Here is a 17,679-nt window from a genome sequence, read left to right on the forward strand (position 1 = left end):
AAATGGCTGTATATAAAGACAATGCTACGGGAACGTGGAGGGTAATTTATCGTTTCACGAATTGGAAAGGGGAACGGAAACAGACACAGAAACGTGGGTTTGCAACAAAAAGAGAAGCACAGGCATGGGAACATGAGGTTATGCTGAAACAGAACTCCAAACTGGATATGACATTTGCCAGCTTTTTTGAACTTTATGAAGCAGATAAAAAGCAGCGTGTCAAAGAAAGTACATGGGAATCTAAAAGCCATGTAATACGCACAAAGATTTTACCTTATTTTGGAAATCGGAAGATTGCAGAGATTGAAGCAAAAGACATTATTGCATGGCAGAATGAATTCATGGCGTATCAGGATGAGAAAGGTAAGCCCTATTCAGCAGATTATCTGAAGACAATACACGCACAGCTTACAGCAATTTTTACCCATGCTGTAAATTTTTATAATCTGCCTTACAATCCGGCAAGACGGGCTGGCACAATGGGAAATGAAATTCCAAAGGAGATGGACTTCTGGACAAAAGAGGAATATCTGAAATTTTCAGAAGCCATGATGGATAAGCCACGTTCCTTTTATGCTTTTGAAATGCTTTACTGGTGCGGTATCCGTTCCGGTGAGCTGTTGGCTCTTACTGCTGCTGATTTTGATTTCCAGAAGCAGACAGTCACGATCAGCAAGACGTATCACCGTTCCAAAGGGCGTGATATTATTACAAGCCCTAAAACAGCAAAAAGCAACCGTACCGTAAAAATGCCCCCGTTTCTCTGCGAAGAAATGCAGGAGTATATCAAAATGTTCTATGACATCAAGCCAGATGAACGGCTGTTTACGGTTACAAAATCTTATCTCAACCATGAGATGGAGCGAGGTGCAAAACAGGCGGGAGTGAAGAAGATTCGGGTGCATGATATTCGGCATAGCCATGTATCGCTGCTGATAAATATAGGATTTTCAGTGCTGGCGATTGGGGAACGGGTAGGACACGAAGCAGAAAAAATCACTTACAGGTATGCACATTTATTTCCAACTGTTCAGACAGAAATGGCAGAAAAGCTGGAAATGGAGCGAATGGAAAAGGAGAACAGCAATGGAAAGAAGTCTTGATTATAAAGGGCGTTGGAGAAATCATACCGTAGCATTTCGGGTATCGGATGAAGAAGCGAAGCTGCTTAATAATTTGGTAGCATTGTCTGGTTTGACAAAGCAGGAATATATCATAAGACGACTGACGTGCAGGGATGTGGTTGTACAGGGAAATCCGAGAGTTTATAAGGCATTAAAAAATCAGATGGCAGCTATTCATGAGGAGTTAAAGCGTCTGGAAACAGTAAGCCCGGATAATGATGAACTGCTTTATACGTTGCAGGTAATTGCAATTACGTTAGAGGGACTGAAAGGAGAAGATGAATGATGGGAAAAATGAAAACGACTGCTCCCGTATCATCTGTTGGCGCAGATGGGGTGCAGCCGAATGAAAAAAATCACAATGAAATTATAGCAAATCCGCAGAAACAAATCAATCAGCAAGCCACCAAAAAACCGGAGAAATCCGGGCGTGGCGGACTGCAAACTATGTCCATGCCGGAATTATACGACACCGTTTTTGTGCCGAGAATACCGATTGTAGACGGCTTTCTCTATGGCGGCATATATCTCTTTGTAGGTGCGCCAAAGGTGGGAAAATCGTTCTTCATGGCGCAGCTTGCCTATCATGTAGCAATGGGGATTCCTTTGTGGGATTATCCGGTACGGAAAGGGACAGTGCTGTATCTGGCATTGGAAGATGATTATGCAAGACTTCAACGGCGGCTGTCCGGTATGTTTGGTATGGAATGTGCGGATAATCTGTATTTTGCAACACAGGCAAAGACCTTGAATGAGGGGCTGGACAAGCAGTTGGAGGAATTTTTGAAAGAGCATAAGGATGCAAGGCTGATTATCATTGATACGCTCCAGAAAGTGCGTGAAGTCGGTGGGGACAGGTACAGCTATTCCAGTGATTATGAGATTGTGACAAAACTGAAATCGTTCAGTGATAAATATGGTATCTGCCTGTTGGTAGTTCATCATACACGCAAGCTGGAATCTGAGGACAGCTTTGATATGATTTCCGGCACAAATGGACTGTCGGGTGCGGCAGATGGAGCGTTTATCATGCACAAAAAGAAACGGACAGACAATGAAGCTGTGATGGACATTGTGGGACGTGACCAGCCGGATCAGGAACTGACCATAGAGTTTGACCGTGAGCGTTGTGTCTGGAAATTCAAGAAGGCAGAAACAGAGTTGTGGAAACAGTCGCCAAACCCTCTTTTGGAAGCAATCAATGCGTTTCTGACAGAGGACAGGCAGGAATGGGAGGGGACTGCAACAGAGCTTGTAAATCAGCTGCCGGATATGCAGCTACAGGCGAATGTGCTTTCCAGAAGGCTGAATACCGTCAACAGTCAGCTACTCAATGACTATGGGATTTTCTATGATAATAAACGGGGACATGAAAGAAAAATCATTCTGAAACGCCTTGAACCAAAGGAGTAAAAGCGACGATATGCGTCGGTTGCGACGGTATTTTTGATAGCAGGCTGGTAAAATATCGACGCTATCGACGCAAACCGACGCAGAAAGGGTGAAATGATGAAGAATGTGCAGATTCCTTATGAACTGTTTATGCTGTTGCTCCGTTATCATCTGATGGAAGATGATACCTGTTTGGAGGAAATCCGGCAGGGATTGGAGAAGAAATTGGATTCCTTGGTGCAGCATGAATTATATGGGAAATATAAGACTGCTCCCACACAGGAGGAACGGGAAAAAGCCAGACAGGAATATTTGGATAGACGTGGAGTGCCGGACAGTTTCCGCTGGTAGTTTTCCTTGATGATAATAGACAGGAGCGTGTCACGCTCCTGTGGATAGCAGACAAAGAGAAAGGTGTGATTGGATGATAATTCAGCCGGAGTGGGGGAACTCGGAACGTGAACAAATATTTTTACGAAAGTGAAACCCGGAGGATAGCTACCCTCAATGAAATATTTGGAGAGGTAGAGGTGACAGAAGATGAACAGCGAACATTGATATGGCTTGCCGGATGGGACGAATATACGATAGAAAATATACTATCGGCTATCCGAAAAGCTATGGCGGTGGAAGCAAAGCGGCTGGAATCCGCCCGTCCGTAGGACGGAAAAGCCCCCGGCAGGGCGCAACAGCACCTTTTGATGGACAGAACGGCTGTCAAAAGTGCTTTTGCGTTACTTTCGACGAAAGTAACAAAGCTTATGCGCCGTATCCGGCGCTGATTACCCGAATAGGGAGAAAGGATATAGATTGAAGCGAACGATTAGTTTTATGATAGGAAAAGGCTCTGTCAATCATAACAGCAGGAAATTTCATGCAAAGAATACAGACCCAGAAAGAAGTTATCTGAATGTGCAATACTGCAACGAAAATGTCAAAGACGTATATCACGAACTGTTTGATGAGGCCCTTGCCCGATATAATGAGAAGCAGACCAGAAGTGACCGCAGGATTGATAATTACTATGAGAAAATCTTATCCGGTAAACAGGAAAAACCATTCCATGAAATTATTCTGCAAATCGGGGATAGAGACAACATGGGTGCAACAACCGAAAACGGACAACTTGCGGCAAAGGTGCTTGATGAATATATGCGTGATTTTCAACGGCGAAATCCTACGTTGTGGGTATTTTCAGCATGTCTCCACATGGATGAAGCTACGCCACATCTGCATATAGATTTTGTGCCATATATGACAGGGAGCAAACGAGGACTTGATACAAGAGTTTCTCTCAAACAGGCATTGTCGGTTCTTGGTTTTAAGGGTGGTACAAGGAGGGAAACAGAATTAAATCAATGGGTATTGTATGAGAAAAAGCAGCTTGCGGCTGTTATGCTGGAACATGGGATTGAGTGGGAGCAGAAAGGAACACATGAAAAGCATTTATCGGTTCTGGACTTTGAGAAGCAGGAACGAGCAAAAGAAGTTGCAGAATTGGAAGCGAAAAAAGAAAGTCTGGAAGAACATAATGTTGCAATACTGGAAGTCAGTGAAAAATGGATGAATGAATTGGAAAATCTTGAGCATGAGATACACTCCGCACAAGAAAATCGTGAGGAAGCAGATAAACAGGCAGAAAAAGCTAAGGAAGAAGCAGAACGATATGATAAAAAACTGACAGAAATTGCTCCTATGGTAAAGGATATGGAACGATTTGCGGTTAAATATTCGTATGATCCAGAGGAAGTGCTGCCGGAAGCTGGAACGCTGGAAAGCGGAAAGACTTACAGAGAGAAAAAGGCAAAGCCGCTGATTGGGAAAATTGTAACAGTTCTACGGTCTGTGTATCGGGAGTATCTGAATATTTCCAACCGATATACAAAACTGCAAGTTGCGTATAGTAGAGGGCGAAGCGGAAATGAGCGGCTGACAAACAGACTGGAAGAAGTTTTAGAAGAAAACCGGGAATTGAGGACGATTGCAACGGATTTTGGACGTGTAAAGTCAGTGGTTGGTGTTGAACAGGTAAACGCAGTTATTGACCGGGCAAAGCAACAGGAACAGATAGAAGCGGAGCAGAAACGGGCTGCAAGGAGAAAGTACAGTAGGGAAGCCCGGTGACAGTTTAAAGGGTTACTCAAAACGCTCTTGGTAACTAGCTGGTAACTCTTTAGATAAAGATATACTTGCAAATAGTAAAAAGAGGTGTTAGAATATTTTTTCTTTAAAATATTAATTTGTGGGAGATGATAATTATGCAGTGGAATGAGCTGTTGTCAGAAAAACATTTTTATATAAACCAGGAAGAAAGTATTATATATGAGAATGATTATGACACAATTATTTGTAGTACATTGTTCCGAAGACTACAGGATAAAGCACAGGTTTTTCCACTAGACGATGATGACTATGTGCGAACACGTCTGACGCATTCTCTGGAGGTTTCAGCTATTGGAAAAAAGATAGGAGAGTATGTATTTTATAAGTTGAGAAAACAGAAAATGGATAGATGGTTTGAAGAACATACAGAGAAAGAATTTTCGGATGTACTTCTATGTGCGGGGTTAGTACATGATATTGGAAATCCTCCGTTTGGGCATTTTGGAGAATACGCAATTCGAGAGTGGTTTATAAAGAATTTAAAATATTTATCACTAGGGGAAAAGAAAGTGGTAGATATTTTGTCTGATTGGCAACAACAGGATTTATATTCTTTTGAGGGAAACGCTCAATCCTTACGTTTGTTGTCGAAGACCCCGCATTTGGGAAGAAAACAAGGGTTTAATCTTTCCTATAAAGTATTAGGAACTATTATAAAATATCCTATCTCATCAGCTGACTTGAAATACAATAATCCAAAACATTATAAGAAAATTGGTTATAACTACTCAGAATGTGAGTTGTTTCAGGATATAAATTTAAGTATGGGGTTGAATGGAAGCCGTCATCCATTATCTTATCTTTTGGAAGCTGCTGACGATATTGCATATCGTACTTCGGATTTAGAGGATGCTATGGTGAAAAAAGTCATAAGTTTTTCTCAGATAATGGGAGCATTTCAAGAGGATAAGAAAGAAGAACCGTTAGGGGACGAAGCAAAAATATATATGGGTAAATTGCAGGAAATGTATCAAGAGGAGCTATTAGCTGATGAGAAAAAGCCTGAATTAACATCTATACAAAGGTGGACTAGGTATATACGGGAAGTTATGATACAAGACGCAGGAAATGCTTTTATTCGATATTACAAGGACATAATGGAAGGCAATTTTAACGGAGAGTTATTTGATAATAGTATTTCGGGGTGTATTATTGATACAATTGCAAAATTGAGTGAGCGATTTATTTACACCAGTTCGATAAAAACACGAACAGAATTATTCGGTCGAAGGGTTATAGATTCCTTATTAACTCAGTTTATGCCAGCAGCTATCGTGTATTCTACAGAAGAAGAAACTACTTTTATAGAAAAAAGAACGATAGATACGGTATCAGAATTTTATAAAGTAATGTATTATAGTGAGTCTTATGGAAAAAGCGAACAAGAGAAACTGTATTTGCGTATCCTTATGATTACAGATTATATAAGTGGAATGACAGACAATTATGCGAAAAAGTTATATCGAGAGCTTTTTATATAAAATTTTTGATGGCACTGCTACGCTTTGGGTATTTTAAAACTTTATTTTTTAGAGACTTCAGGACGTAATGAGTGGGTTTGCGATACCTTATATTTATATTTTTGAAAATGGACTTTTATTGCGTAACATTTTGAAATGTATTGTCAATCTGCGAGGATTTGTTTATAATAAAGGCATGGCAACATTTTGGCAACAGAAAATCAGTAAGCCAGAATAAATGATGTAATTGAAGTAAAAACAGGTGTGTCTTTGTATAAAGCTTAAACAAATATAGTTAGCAACAGCAAAGAACACGCCGAGTTTGAATAACAGTAAAGAGAGAGCCGAGAATCCGTTTAAGCAGCGGATTTCTCGGCTTCTTGAGTGTGAGTGATCTTTTTAGATAGTCGTGTTTTGGTAATGCAATCAATACAGCCATTTATTAGGATTTTAAATCGTTAATACGACAACAAATTTCCGGCATATCCTCATCTTTCAACGAGGAATATTTCAGAATGCTCCATGAGCTTTTCAGCAATATCGTATTCATTTGAATAAGTCCTATGATAGGTGATGCATCTTTGCAGATAATATTATTAAGAATGGACGGTGGAATTAAAATTTCCGGCACTAGTCTTTTCATGGCATGATGCCATAAATAATATCGGGTTTGTAAAAACTCACATGCCGCGATATGAAGCATAGCTGCATATTGCCCAATGTTATTTTCATACCAATGATCACATAATTCTTTAGAAATAGCGGCAATCCAGATAGCAGCGAGTTCTTCTTCGTTTTTTGCAGTCACTAATATTTCAACGGTTTGAATGGTTCCTTTATTTGTAGGCTGGGTAAAATATAGAAATCCCAGAGGGTTCTTTTGTATCAGTTCTTTCCTTGCCTGTGCTGTATTATTTTGAAGCCAGTCAAATCCGTAGATATAACCGTCCCCATCGTATTCCACAAATACTGTTTTGGCAGTCATGGGATCGGAGAGGATTTTAGGAAAATTATAACTTTCATTATTCCAGAGTAAATAAACATCTTCCCATTTCAGTTTCCCAATCATATTAATCTCCATTCCGCCGCCTTCGGCTGGCGGCACAAATAGTAATGAAAGTGTTCCAACTCTCTATACTGTGCTGTAAAATAGTTTGCAAGAAGCTACACTACAAAGCACGGGAGGAGGAGTTGTAATAACTTCCTTCGTTTTAGACAGCATATTAATCAGTGTAAGTTCTGCCTTTTCAAGCACAAATAAGTGGCATCATGAATCTGTACACTAAGAATTGTTTAAGCCTTTCGTTTAATTGTGTGGCAGTTCAGTCAATGGCTTCTTATCATTCACGAAAGGAGTCTGACTATGAAAGTTACTTATCAAACCTGTTGTGGTGTCGATGTTCACAAATCTTTTCTCGTTGCCACAATTGTAAAAACTACCGGCGGCATTGAGCCTTCTTACCAAAAGAAGCGTTTTTCCACCTTTAACAATTCAATTCTTGAATTCAAGCAATGGCTTCTCGACAATGATTGCCATGATGTCTGCATGGAATCCACAGGTAAATACTGGGTTCCTGTCTTTAATCTTCTGGAAGATGATATCAATGTTGTCATTGCCAATCCTAAATGGGTAAAGGCGGTGAAAGGCAACAAAGATGATACAAAAGATTCTAAATGGATTGGGGATTTGTTCCGTCTTGGACTTGTCAAAGGCAGTTATATTCCCTGCAAGAAAGTCCGTATTCTCAGGGAATACACTCGCTATCGTTACAAGCTTGTTTCCTGCCGTTCAAGTGAAAAGAATAGATATCAGAATGCTCTTACTGTTTGCAATGTTGCATTAGATTCTGTTGTTTCCGATATCTTTGGGAAGTCATCCACATCCATTATCGACTATCTGTTTGAACAATCGGGTTCATCCATTAACCACGAAGAAATCGCATCAAAACTTCTTCGGAGCCTCAAATCCAAAGAAGATGCTGTTATAGAATCCGTCGAAGGATATCAGATGACTGATGCCCAAAAATACCGTATGCGCCTTGTCCGCGCACATATGGATTATATCACAGCCGAAATCAATGATGTTGATAAAATGATAGAAAATATGATTTCTTCTAACACTGATTTTGAAAATGCTGTCCAGTTCCTCTGTACCATTCCGGGTGTCAAACGTGATAGTGCAATCACTATCATCTCCGAAATTGGCACTGATATGTCTCAGTTCTCAAGTTCCAGACGTTTATGTTGCTGGGCTGGTTTAACACCTGGCAGCAATGAATCTGCTGGTAAGAAGAAATCTGTCCGGATTACACGTGCCGGAGTCTACCTCAAACCTGCATTAGTACAGTGTGCTCATGCAGCCGTAAAATCTGACAAATCTCCTTACTACAAAAAGAAATATGAATCTCTTGTTAAACGTCGTGGCAAGAAAAGAGCCATTATCGCTATTGCCCGTATGATTCTTACCGCCATCTACCAGATGCTGTCTACTGGTGAGCAGTGGAATCCGAGCGATCTTTACAAAATCGACATGCCTGTAGCTCTTGTTGAAAAACAAAAGGCGAAGGCTATCAAATAAGCCAGGAAACTATTGCAACGAGAAGGATTACTTCCTCCTGATGAACCATTAGCTTCTTGAACTAATTTCCTAACTCTATAACACTTCAAAAAGTTGCCTGCTTTAGACAGCTTATTCAAGTGCGCCAATCTATGGCTTTCCTCTACTTTCTTTCACACTAAAATATCCGGAAGATTTTGGAAAAGAGGACAAAGGCGATGAATAGTGGAAAGTGGCAGATAAACAGGGCAGGACTGGTGGATTTTTGGTACTATGATGAGGAAACGTTTGAATTTTCGGAAGGCCGTATGCTTTTAAGAGGTTCAAATGGTTCGGGAAAATCAGTTACCATGCAGAGCTTTATTCCTCTTTTACTGGATGGAAATATGCGTCCGGAGAGGCTGGACCCATTTGGCTCCCGTGCAAGGAAAATGGAGAATTATCTTTTAGAAGAAAATGATGACCGGGATGAGAGAACCGGATATCTTTATATGGAATTTAAGCGTCTGGGAAGTGAAGAATATCTGACTTTGGGGCTGGGAATCCGTGCAAGAAAGAATAAAAAGCTGGAATCCTGGTATTTTTGTATTACAGATAACAGACGGGTGGGATATGATATCTTTTTGTATAAAGATCTGGAAAATAAAATCACCTGTTCTAAAATTGAGTTAAAAAACAGGATTGGCGATGGCGGGAAGGTGATGGAGACTCAAAGCGAATATGCAGCCTGTGTGAATCGCCTTCTGTTTGGATTTGAAACCCAGGAAGAGTATAAGGAACTGCTGGAGCTTTTGATCCAGCTTCGTACGCCAAAGCTTTCTAAAGATTTCAAGCCTACCGTTATTAATGAAATTCTGAGCAGTTCGCTGCAGACCTTATCGGAAGATGACTTGCGGCCCATGTCTGAGGCGATTGAAAATATGGATAATTTGAAAACAAATATGGACAGCTTAAATGAGAGCATCCGGGGGGCCAGACAGATTGAAAAAATCTACGACCAGTATAACCGGATCGTACTTTATAATAAAGCCCGTATGTTTGCAGAAGCTGGAAACGCCTATGAAGACTGTGAACGTATGGGGAAAAGACAGCTGGAAGAACTGAATGAAAAAACAGTGATGCTGGAAAAAGAAAAACAGCGGTATCAGGAGCTTGCGCGGGAGGAAGAAGTTTTAAAGAAGGAAAAAGAATCCCTCACAAAAAGCGATGCGGCAAAGTTAAAGGAACAGGAACTGAAATTAACGGGAGAACTGCGGGAAAAGGCAGAGGAAAAGTGTGTAAAAGAGAGACAGGAGCAGGAGAAAAAGGATAAGCTGCAGGAAACGGAGAGACGGCTGAAACGGGGAGAGGAAGAAAATGAACGCATCTGGGGAGAGATAGAAACCTGCATTGAGGAAATGGAGGATGAGCTGGAAGACGTACCGTTTGATGAGTTTTCCTTTTTGAAAAAAGAACTTCTGGAAGATAAAAATCCGGATTATTCGTTTGAGTCCCACGTACAGCTTTTGAAAAGGTATACGGAGCAGGCAGAGCGGGGAAAAGAGGGATTGACGGAGGAAAAAAACTGCCAGGAAAAATATGATCGTTATTTAAAGGAACTGGATTTATGCCAGGCAGAACGAAATGGGGCAGAGAGGGAGGTGCAGCAGTATGAACGTCTTTTGCAGGAAACAAAGGCAGAGCTGACAGAACAGGTATATCTCTGGGAACGCAGCAATGAAGAACTTTCTCTCACGCCGGATGTGATGCAGGAGATTTCCAGAAAAATTCAGGGGTATGAACAGGGGAGCGATTATTCTGAAATACGGGAGCTGGCGAAACAAACATTATATGAAAAGGAAAGCGAATTTACCAGAGAACGAATGCTGCTGGAGCAGGAGATGGAAAATGAGAGCGGTGAATTACAGCGATTAGAGGAGGAGCTGACCGAGTGGAAGACGCAGAAAGAGCCGGAACCGGAGCAGCCGGAATGCGTACAGAAAAACCGCAGTCTTTTAAAAGAAAAAGGGATTCCCTATCAGCAGTTTTATAAGACCATAGAGTTTGGAACAGGGATGGAATCACAGCAGGCAGACCGCCTGGAAGAGGCTCTTCAGCAGATGGGAATACTGGATGCATTGATCATTTCGGAAGAATACAGAGACAAAGTGTTAGAACTGGACTGCGGCGTATGCGACAGGTATATTTTTGGCGATGTTTCTCATGTACGGGAAAATTTGACAAAGGTGCTGGATGTAGATAACGGAGAGAATGATATCCTGTTTTATCAGAAGATTTCAGGAATTTTATCTTCCATTGGATTTGGCAGAAGCAACGATCAGGGAAGAACCTGGATTGATGAACGGGGAAATTATCGTCTGGGAGTCCTGGAAGGAACGATTACCGGAGAATACCATGCCAGATTTATCGGTATCAGAGCCAGAGAACAATACAGGAAGGAAAAAATAGAAGAACTGGAAACGCTTTGTCATAACAAAATGCAGCAGGTGGAAACAATAAAGGCTGCATTGGAGAAGAATGGCCTGCGTTTGGAGCTTATTTGGAGAGAGTGGGAGAAATTTCCAAAAGATGAAGATTTAAAAATAGCCGCAAAAGAGCTTGCAGGCTGGGAATACCGTCTGGAACTCGCGGTCAGGCGGGTAGGAGAGCAGCAGGCGCTCACGGAAACAGAACGGAAAAAACTGGATGAAATTCGTATCAAAGTAAGGGAGCTGTGCGCGAAATGTTACCTTTCTCCCCGTCTGGATCTGTTTGTTTCCGTTTTGGAATCGCTGCATAAATATAAAGATCTGCTTGCCGGGCTTCAGGTGTCTTATGGCAACTATCAAAATGGAGTCCTGCATGTGAAAAGCCAGCAGGAGTACAGGGATGATATAGAGCAGGATCTGGATGATATCCGCTATGATTTGAGCAGAATCTTAATAAAGGTCAGGGAACTGGAAGAATTTCTGGTTTCTGTACGAAAACAGCTGGATCTTACCGATTACGAACAAATAAGAGAACGTCTGGATTATTGTATGCAGAGGCTTATTCTTCTGCCCGGTGAGAGAGAAAGCTGTGTAGGAAGGCAGAATCGATTAGAAAATGAAGCAGCTGTACTGCAGGATAAAATACGGGAAAATGAAACGAAAAAAGAACAGCTTTCAGATAAAAAAGAAACATACGGAACCGTGTTTAAGCTGGAATATGGTTTGGGATATACGGAAGATGTAATTGAGGAAACCGACGATATGGACGGATTGGCAAAGGCAGTCTGCGGACAGCTTTCAGGAAGCTGCGGAAATAAAAAGCAGGAGGATGTTTTTGGCAGTTTGCAGGAGGTTTATCATCAGAACCGTGGATTTCTTCTGGATTATCAGATTACACTGTCCTCTCTTTTTGAAGACCTGAATGATGAAAATTCCTTCCTGGATATGAGCGCAAAGAGAATTGATATTTCAGCGAAATACAGGGGAACCGCAGTAAAATTTAAGGAGCTGCTGCAAAAACTCTGTGAAGATGCGGATGGGCTGGCCAAGGTTTTAAGTGAAAGAGACCGGGAACTGTTTGAGGATATTCTGGCGAATACCATCAGTAAAAAAATACGTGCCCGAATTCAGGCAAGCAAACGCTGGGTAGAGAAAATGAACGGACTGATGGAATCCATGCAGACTTCCAGCGGATTGAAACTGAGCCTGCGGTGGAAAAATAAACGGGCAGAAAAAGAAGAACAGCTGGATACCAGAGCTTTGGTGGAATTACTGCAGAAGGATGCCGAAATCATGCGTCCCGAAGAAATAGACAAAATTTCGCTGCATTTCCGTTCCAAGATTGAGGAAGCAAGGAAGCTTGCGGGAGATACAGGAGCAGTGCAGTCCTTCCATGCGACGATGCGGGAGGTTCTGGACTATCGGAAATGGTTTGAATTCCAGCTGGAGTGTCAGAAAACAGGAGAGAAGAAGAAAGAACTTACAGACCGGGTATTCTTTACGTTCAGCGGAGGCGAAAAAGCCATGTCCATGTATGTACCGTTGTTTTCCGCAGTGGCAGCCAAATATGCGGGAGCCCGTGAAGACGCGCCGAAAATGATTTCTCTGGATGAGGCCTTTGCCGGTGTGGATGAAATGAATATCCGCGATATGTTCCGCCTTATAGTAGAGTTTGAATTTAATTTTATGATCAATTCTCAGATTTTATGGGGGGATTATGATACAGTTCCTGCATTGGCAATCTATCAGCTCATCCGGCCGGAAAATGCCAGATTTGTTTCTGTGATCCGCTATCTGTGGAATGGAAAGAAGAAGGTAATGGTAACAGATCAGATGGCTCAGAAAGGATAAAATATGGATGAAACCGGACAGAAAAAGCTGAACGAATGCCTGGATTATTTCCGGCAGCGATCTGTTTATGAAAAGCTCTTTCAAAAATTTAAAGAAAAATATGCCAGCCTGGGACATATGGGAGGAAAAGCAGTTCTGTCCGGGCTTACTTTGGCAGAAAAGCAGGACTTAAGCGGATTCTTACAAAAGGATTATACAGAAAACAAAACAGTAACCGTTTCCGCCGGATTGCTGGAAAAATGTCTCGCTGAAAGCCGGTTTTCCGGGATTTCCGGGGAAATGCTCCTTGAGGCTTATTTTGGAGAAAAATTGACGGTAAAGAAAGAAGAAAAAGAGAAGGAAGAGAAAAAAAGAAAGGATTTCTTTGCTGGGCTGCTGAATGGAAAGGAAGAAGATCCGGTGGGAATGTGGCTGAAAGAGGTTCTGGAAAAACATAGCAATGGCTATGAAATTCTGATGCAGCAGTATCGGGAAAATCCGGAAGGACTGAGGGATATTCTGAAAAATATTATGAAAGCCTATCAGCAGATCTGCATTATAAGAAAAAAACAGCTTCTGGCGGTGTTTGCAGCGCAGGTAACAGGAAATCCCCATTATTTTGACGCCGGGAAAACAGCGGAAAGACTTCTGATTTTATTTCTGAAAGACCAGTTTAAAAGCAGCTTCAGTGATGAGATGTCTCCGGCAGAAGAGAAGAGCTGCCTGCTGTATCAGGCAGGTATTTTAAAGGATGATCTGTCTAATGAAACACTGGCTTATGGTTTGCACGCCTGGAAACAGGATGGATGCATACATAAAGGAATTGAAGGATTTTTAAAAGAGAAGGAGCCTGTTCGATTGACCCTGCGTACCCTTGGAGAACTGGGTAAAGTTACTGCACAGAAGCGGGAAGTATATGTGGTAGAAAATCCGGCCGTATTTTCCATTTTGACAAGCCGGAATCCATCTTGTGCGGCGGTCTGCATCAATGGACAGCCAAGACTGGCATCCTTCCTGCTGTTAGATTTTCTGAGGGAAACGCATCAATTCTTGTATGCAGGAGATTTTGATCCGGAGGGACTTCTGATTGCCCAGAGATTAAAAGAACGGTATGAAGATTCGCTGTATTTATGGAAATATGAGGCAGAGTGGTATAAAAAGTATCTGTCCGGTGTAAGGTTAAGCGGCAGCCGGATCAAAAAGCTGGATCATGTATACAGACCCGAACTGCTGGAAATAAAAAAATGGATGCAGAAAGAGCAAAAAGCCGCTTATCAGGAGGCTATGATCGAGATTTATCTGGATTAGGAATAAACGGTAAGGCCGAAAATGCGGATATACATTTTCGGCCTTATGTTTTTCCTATGGAAGCTGCATAATATTGATTAAAATAATCCAGGACAATCCATAGTAGGAAATGACGGCCACCAGATCGTTTACCGTTGTGATAAGTGGGCCGGATGCTACTGCCGGATCCACTCCTATTTTCTGGAAGAAAATAGGAATGATTGTACCGGATAAAGAAGAGATAAGCATGGCAAGTACCATAGCTGTGCCAAGGCATCCGGAAACCGCAAAGGCAAAGGAGACGGTATTTCCCTTTAGAACCAGATAACCTCCGATTATGAGAAATGACAGGGCACCAAGGATTAAACCGTTGGTCAATCCTACCCGTGATTCCTTTATGATCAGCGCCAGTTTCTGCTTTCCTGAAAGCTGCTTATCCATAAGTACACGGATCGCAACAGCAAGAGACTGGGTTCCTACATTACCTGCCATGTCCAGAATCAAGGACTGAAAACACATAATAACAGGAAGCTGTGCGACGATGGATTCAAAGAGGCCTACGGTTGCCGATACGCCAAGGCCCATTCCAAGCAGGATAAAAAGCCAGGGAAGGCGTTTTTTTACGCTGAGAAAAATGGGTTCCTCCAGATCCTCTTCAGCAGAAAGACCGGCAAACTTTGCGTAATCCTCATTTAATTCGTCTCCAACGACTTCTACCAGATCGCTGGCAGTGATAACACCGATTAGTTTGTTGTCATTATCCAGTACCGGGATAGAATCTTCAGAGTAATCTCTAAGCTGAGGGATACAGTCTTCGATGGATGCACGCGCATAAATGTATGGATAGGAACAGGTCATGATACCTTTCAGATCCGTTCCTTCTCTGGCTATGATCAGATCCTTTAAATCAATAGCTCCATAAAATATATTATATTGATCGACAACATAGATGGTGCTGATATTGTCATTTTCCGCTGCCTGACGAACCAGCTCAGACATGGCTTCTTTGACAGAGGCGTGATCGGAAACAACGATGTAATTAGTAGACATAACGCTTCCGATTTCATCCTCATCAAAGGAACTCAGTAATTTTACGTCGGAGCGTACCTCAGGATCCAGTAAGTCGATGAGCGTTTCCCGTTCCCCTTTTTCCAGGTGCCGGAGTACATCCACTACATCAGAGGTTTCCATACGGGAAAATACATCGACTTTTTTTCGGATGCTTAATTCCTGGACGTATTCTGCAATATGGTCGGAATATTCTAATATATCCGCCAGTGCTTCTGAATCCAGGATCTGATATAATTTTGTGCGTTCTGTTTTATTTAAAAGATCCAGAGCCAATGCGATATCATTTTCATGGTAGGAAGATAATTGTTCCTGCATTCTCTTTGGAGTCAGATTGCTGCGGATCAGCTCTGCGATTTCCAGGCTGTATCCTGCTGCTGTTGTGTTTGCTGCCATTTCATTGTCCTCCTTTACAAGCTGATTTGGGCAAAGGCGGGTACAGAAATTCTGTTCGCAGCAAAAAGGGCATAAAAAAACCACTGCCGGCTGCAAACAAAACAGACTGCAATCGCTTTTGCTTATGTAGTGCTGTGTTGGAACAGACAATGGTATTCACTCATATATACAGACGAAATCAGGCCATGGACAGTCGGAAGCTGTCTGTGTATGTAAATGGTTGGAATACCTTATCCGTACTTCGACTATCACTACCGTCCATGATCTCACCTCACTTTTAATTGTTTTATTATATGACTAAAATGACCTGTATATTATAACCTATTTTTCTGGGAAGCACAACCTTTTTTCTGTTAAATCAGAAACGCTGCATGGAATCGTGATCATGGTGATGTAATCTGCCTGATTTTTAAGTGCCATTTCATTTAGCCCCTCTTCATAGGCATAGCCGGTAAGAAGCAGATGATGCTCTTTGGCATAGGAAAGGATTGACCGGTATACCTGAGGAAGCTTATCCCATGTCCCAATACAGAAGGAGCGCAGATAGGTTCCCGCCGGCAGTATTTCGTCGTATGCCTCGGAGGTATGAGGGCAGTAAGCAAAAAAGGAACTGTAGCTGTTAAAATGCTTTCTTCGGATAGAATCCATAGAAATACGGCTTCCGAAGCTGTCATAAAGATGAAATGTCTCTTTCAGCCTGAGAGAAAAATCAGCAGCAACTGAAAAATCCGCCTCATCATATTTTCCCGTAATGGCAGAAGAAATAAGAATTTTTTGCTGAGCAAGCGAGCACAGCTGAATGGAGCCGTGTTTTGCGTTCATAGCAATTTTAAGACGTTCCGCTTTTTGTTCTAAAAATGACTGTTCAGATAAAAGCTGCTGAATGGATTCTTCAATCCATAATTTCCTTTTCTCCATTATCCGGGAAAAGGAATCGTCCGATGGACTGGAAGCATATTCCCGGATTTCTTCAATGGACAGGCCGATTTTTCGCAGTGTCAGGATCATTTCCAGCTGTGCGAACTGAAAGCAGGTGTAATAGTGATAGCCATTTTCTTCAATGACCTCAGGACAGAATAAGCCGATATCGTTGTAGTAATGAAGAGTTCGTTTGTTGACTCCGGCACGTTTGGCAAATTCTCCGGAGGAGTATAGATAGTGTTTTTGCTCCATAAAAACTCCTTGACTGTACACTTACTGTACATTATATGATAGGGCATATAAGAATAATGTCAATAGGAAGAAGGAGATTGTATGGAATTTACATCAGTTAAAAAGCAGCAGTGGTCGGAAATAAAAGAAATTTATATGGAAGCATTTCCAAAATGCGAAAGAAAGCCCTTTTTTTTACTGCGCCAGTCAATTAAGAGAAAAAAAGCCGTGCTGGCGGTGGCAGCAGAGGGAAATCAGCTTCTGGGATTTACAGTTTTTGTTGTATATAAAGATATGGTTATGATAGATTATCTGGCAGTGTCATCGAAAATACGGAGCAGAGGAACGGGAAGCCGGATTCTGGAACATATATGCGGGCAGTTTCCGGATAAAAAAATCGTGCTGTTAATTGAACGTGTGGACGATATGGCAGAGAATTGTCAGCAGCGGACTGCCCGCCGGAGGTTTTATCTGAAAAATGGTTTCACTTCTTCCGGCATTTTTATAACGGGTGCAGGCGGAGACATGGAAGTTTTAAATTACGGAGGAACTGTTTCGCAGGAGGAATATATGGATTTACAAAGATATGCGCTTGGGAAGCTGTTTTTCCGTTTGTCGCGGATTCAGCTGGCAGAGGTGTGAGTATTTATTTATGATGCAGGAAGGGTGCTTTTAACAAATAAAATATATCAAAAATCTGCAATTCAGTGTTATAATAGGGGTACTGAACTCATTTGACAGGCCGTACGGTAAAATAAGCGGCAAAGGGCTGCAGACCGGTG

General features: G+C 41.9%; 14 protein-coding genes. 11 read left to right on the plus strand and 3 right to left on the minus strand.

Annotation, left to right across the window (positions count from 1 at the left end; translation table 11 throughout):
* Positions 1-2 precede the first annotated feature (2 nt).
* The 7 genes from ACZM6M_RS01050 (at position 3) to dgt (ending at position 6,160) form a co-directional block, all read left to right on the plus strand.
* The gene (locus tag ACZM6M_RS01050) at positions 3-1,103 is read left to right on the plus strand and encodes a site-specific integrase (protein WP_340277637.1); all 1,101 of its coding nucleotides are present in this window, start codon (positions 3-5) and stop codon (positions 1,101-1,103) included.
* Positions 1,087-1,410 (plus strand): plasmid mobilization protein, encoded by a 324-nt coding sequence (locus ACZM6M_RS01055; RefSeq protein WP_340277635.1) that lies wholly within the window; start codon positions 1,087-1,089, stop codon positions 1,408-1,410. Before ACZM6M_RS01050 ends, ACZM6M_RS01055 begins: the two co-directional genes overlap by 17 nt.
* Positions 1,407-2,537, plus strand: coding sequence for an AAA family ATPase (locus ACZM6M_RS01060; protein WP_489489391.1), 1,131 nt, complete (start codon positions 1,407-1,409; stop codon positions 2,535-2,537). Before ACZM6M_RS01055 ends, ACZM6M_RS01060 begins: the two co-directional genes overlap by 4 nt.
* Positions 2,538-2,633: 96 nt before the next feature.
* Positions 2,634-2,867, plus strand: a complete 234-nt coding sequence (locus ACZM6M_RS01065; RefSeq protein ID WP_340277655.1) for a complexin-2 — start codon at positions 2,634-2,636, stop codon at positions 2,865-2,867.
* Between the two features lie 107 nt (positions 2,868-2,974).
* The gene (locus tag ACZM6M_RS01070; protein ID WP_390469313.1) at positions 2,975-3,178 is read left to right on the plus strand and encodes a hypothetical protein; all 204 of its coding nucleotides are present in this window, start codon (positions 2,975-2,977) and stop codon (positions 3,176-3,178) included.
* Positions 3,179-3,347: 169 nt separating this feature from the next.
* Positions 3,348-4,640, plus strand: coding sequence for a plasmid recombination protein (locus ACZM6M_RS01075; protein WP_489489612.1), 1,293 nt, complete (start codon positions 3,348-3,350; stop codon positions 4,638-4,640).
* Positions 4,641-4,774: 134 nt separating this feature from the next.
* A complete protein-coding gene (dgt, locus tag ACZM6M_RS01080) occupies positions 4,775-6,160 on the plus strand; it encodes a dGTP triphosphohydrolase (RefSeq protein ID WP_340277630.1) in 1,386 nt (461 codons plus the stop codon).
* Between the two features lie 421 nt (positions 6,161-6,581).
* Here dgt and ACZM6M_RS01085 read toward each other — a convergent pair whose 3' ends face one another.
* The gene (locus tag ACZM6M_RS01085; protein ID WP_489489393.1) at positions 6,582-7,220 is read right to left on the minus strand and encodes a hypothetical protein; all 639 of its coding nucleotides are present in this window, start codon (positions 7,218-7,220) and stop codon (positions 6,582-6,584) included.
* Between the two features lie 282 nt (positions 7,221-7,502).
* On the opposite strand from ACZM6M_RS01085, the gene ACZM6M_RS01090 reads away from it, so the two are divergent.
* The 3 genes from ACZM6M_RS01090 (at position 7,503) to ACZM6M_RS01100 (ending at position 14,302) form a co-directional block, all read left to right on the plus strand.
* Positions 7,503-8,717: an IS110 family RNA-guided transposase gene (locus ACZM6M_RS01090; protein ID WP_489489394.1), complete on the plus strand. Its 1,215-nt coding sequence runs from the start codon at positions 7,503-7,505 to the stop codon at positions 8,715-8,717.
* 197 nt (positions 8,718-8,914) lie between these two features.
* Positions 8,915-13,015: a TIGR02680 family protein gene (locus ACZM6M_RS01095; RefSeq protein WP_337434620.1), complete on the plus strand. Its 4,101-nt coding sequence runs from the start codon at positions 8,915-8,917 to the stop codon at positions 13,013-13,015.
* Positions 13,016-13,018: 3 nt separating this feature from the next.
* Positions 13,019-14,302 carry a TIGR02679 domain-containing protein gene (locus tag ACZM6M_RS01100; protein ID WP_337434619.1) on the plus strand — a complete coding sequence of 428 codons (1,284 nt, stop codon included), beginning with the start codon at positions 13,019-13,021 and terminating at the stop codon, positions 14,300-14,302.
* Between the two features lie 54 nt (positions 14,303-14,356).
* Here ACZM6M_RS01100 and mgtE read toward each other — a convergent pair whose 3' ends face one another.
* A complete protein-coding gene (gene mgtE, locus ACZM6M_RS01105; protein WP_337434618.1) occupies positions 14,357-15,745 on the minus strand; it encodes a magnesium transporter in 1,389 nt (462 codons plus the stop codon).
* A gap of 321 nt (positions 15,746-16,066) precedes the next feature.
* Entirely contained in the window at positions 16,067-16,918 is an 852-nt protein-coding gene (locus tag ACZM6M_RS01110; RefSeq protein WP_337434617.1) for a MerR family transcriptional regulator, read from the minus strand.
* A gap of 81 nt (positions 16,919-16,999) precedes the next feature.
* On the opposite strand from ACZM6M_RS01110, the gene ACZM6M_RS01115 reads away from it, so the two are divergent.
* On the plus strand, positions 17,000-17,539 hold the full coding sequence (locus ACZM6M_RS01115) for a GNAT family N-acetyltransferase (protein ID WP_066546209.1): 540 nt from the start codon (positions 17,000-17,002) through the stop codon (positions 17,537-17,539).
* Positions 17,540-17,679: the final 140 nt, after the last annotated feature.

The organism is Enterocloster sp. (assembly GCF_057861365.1).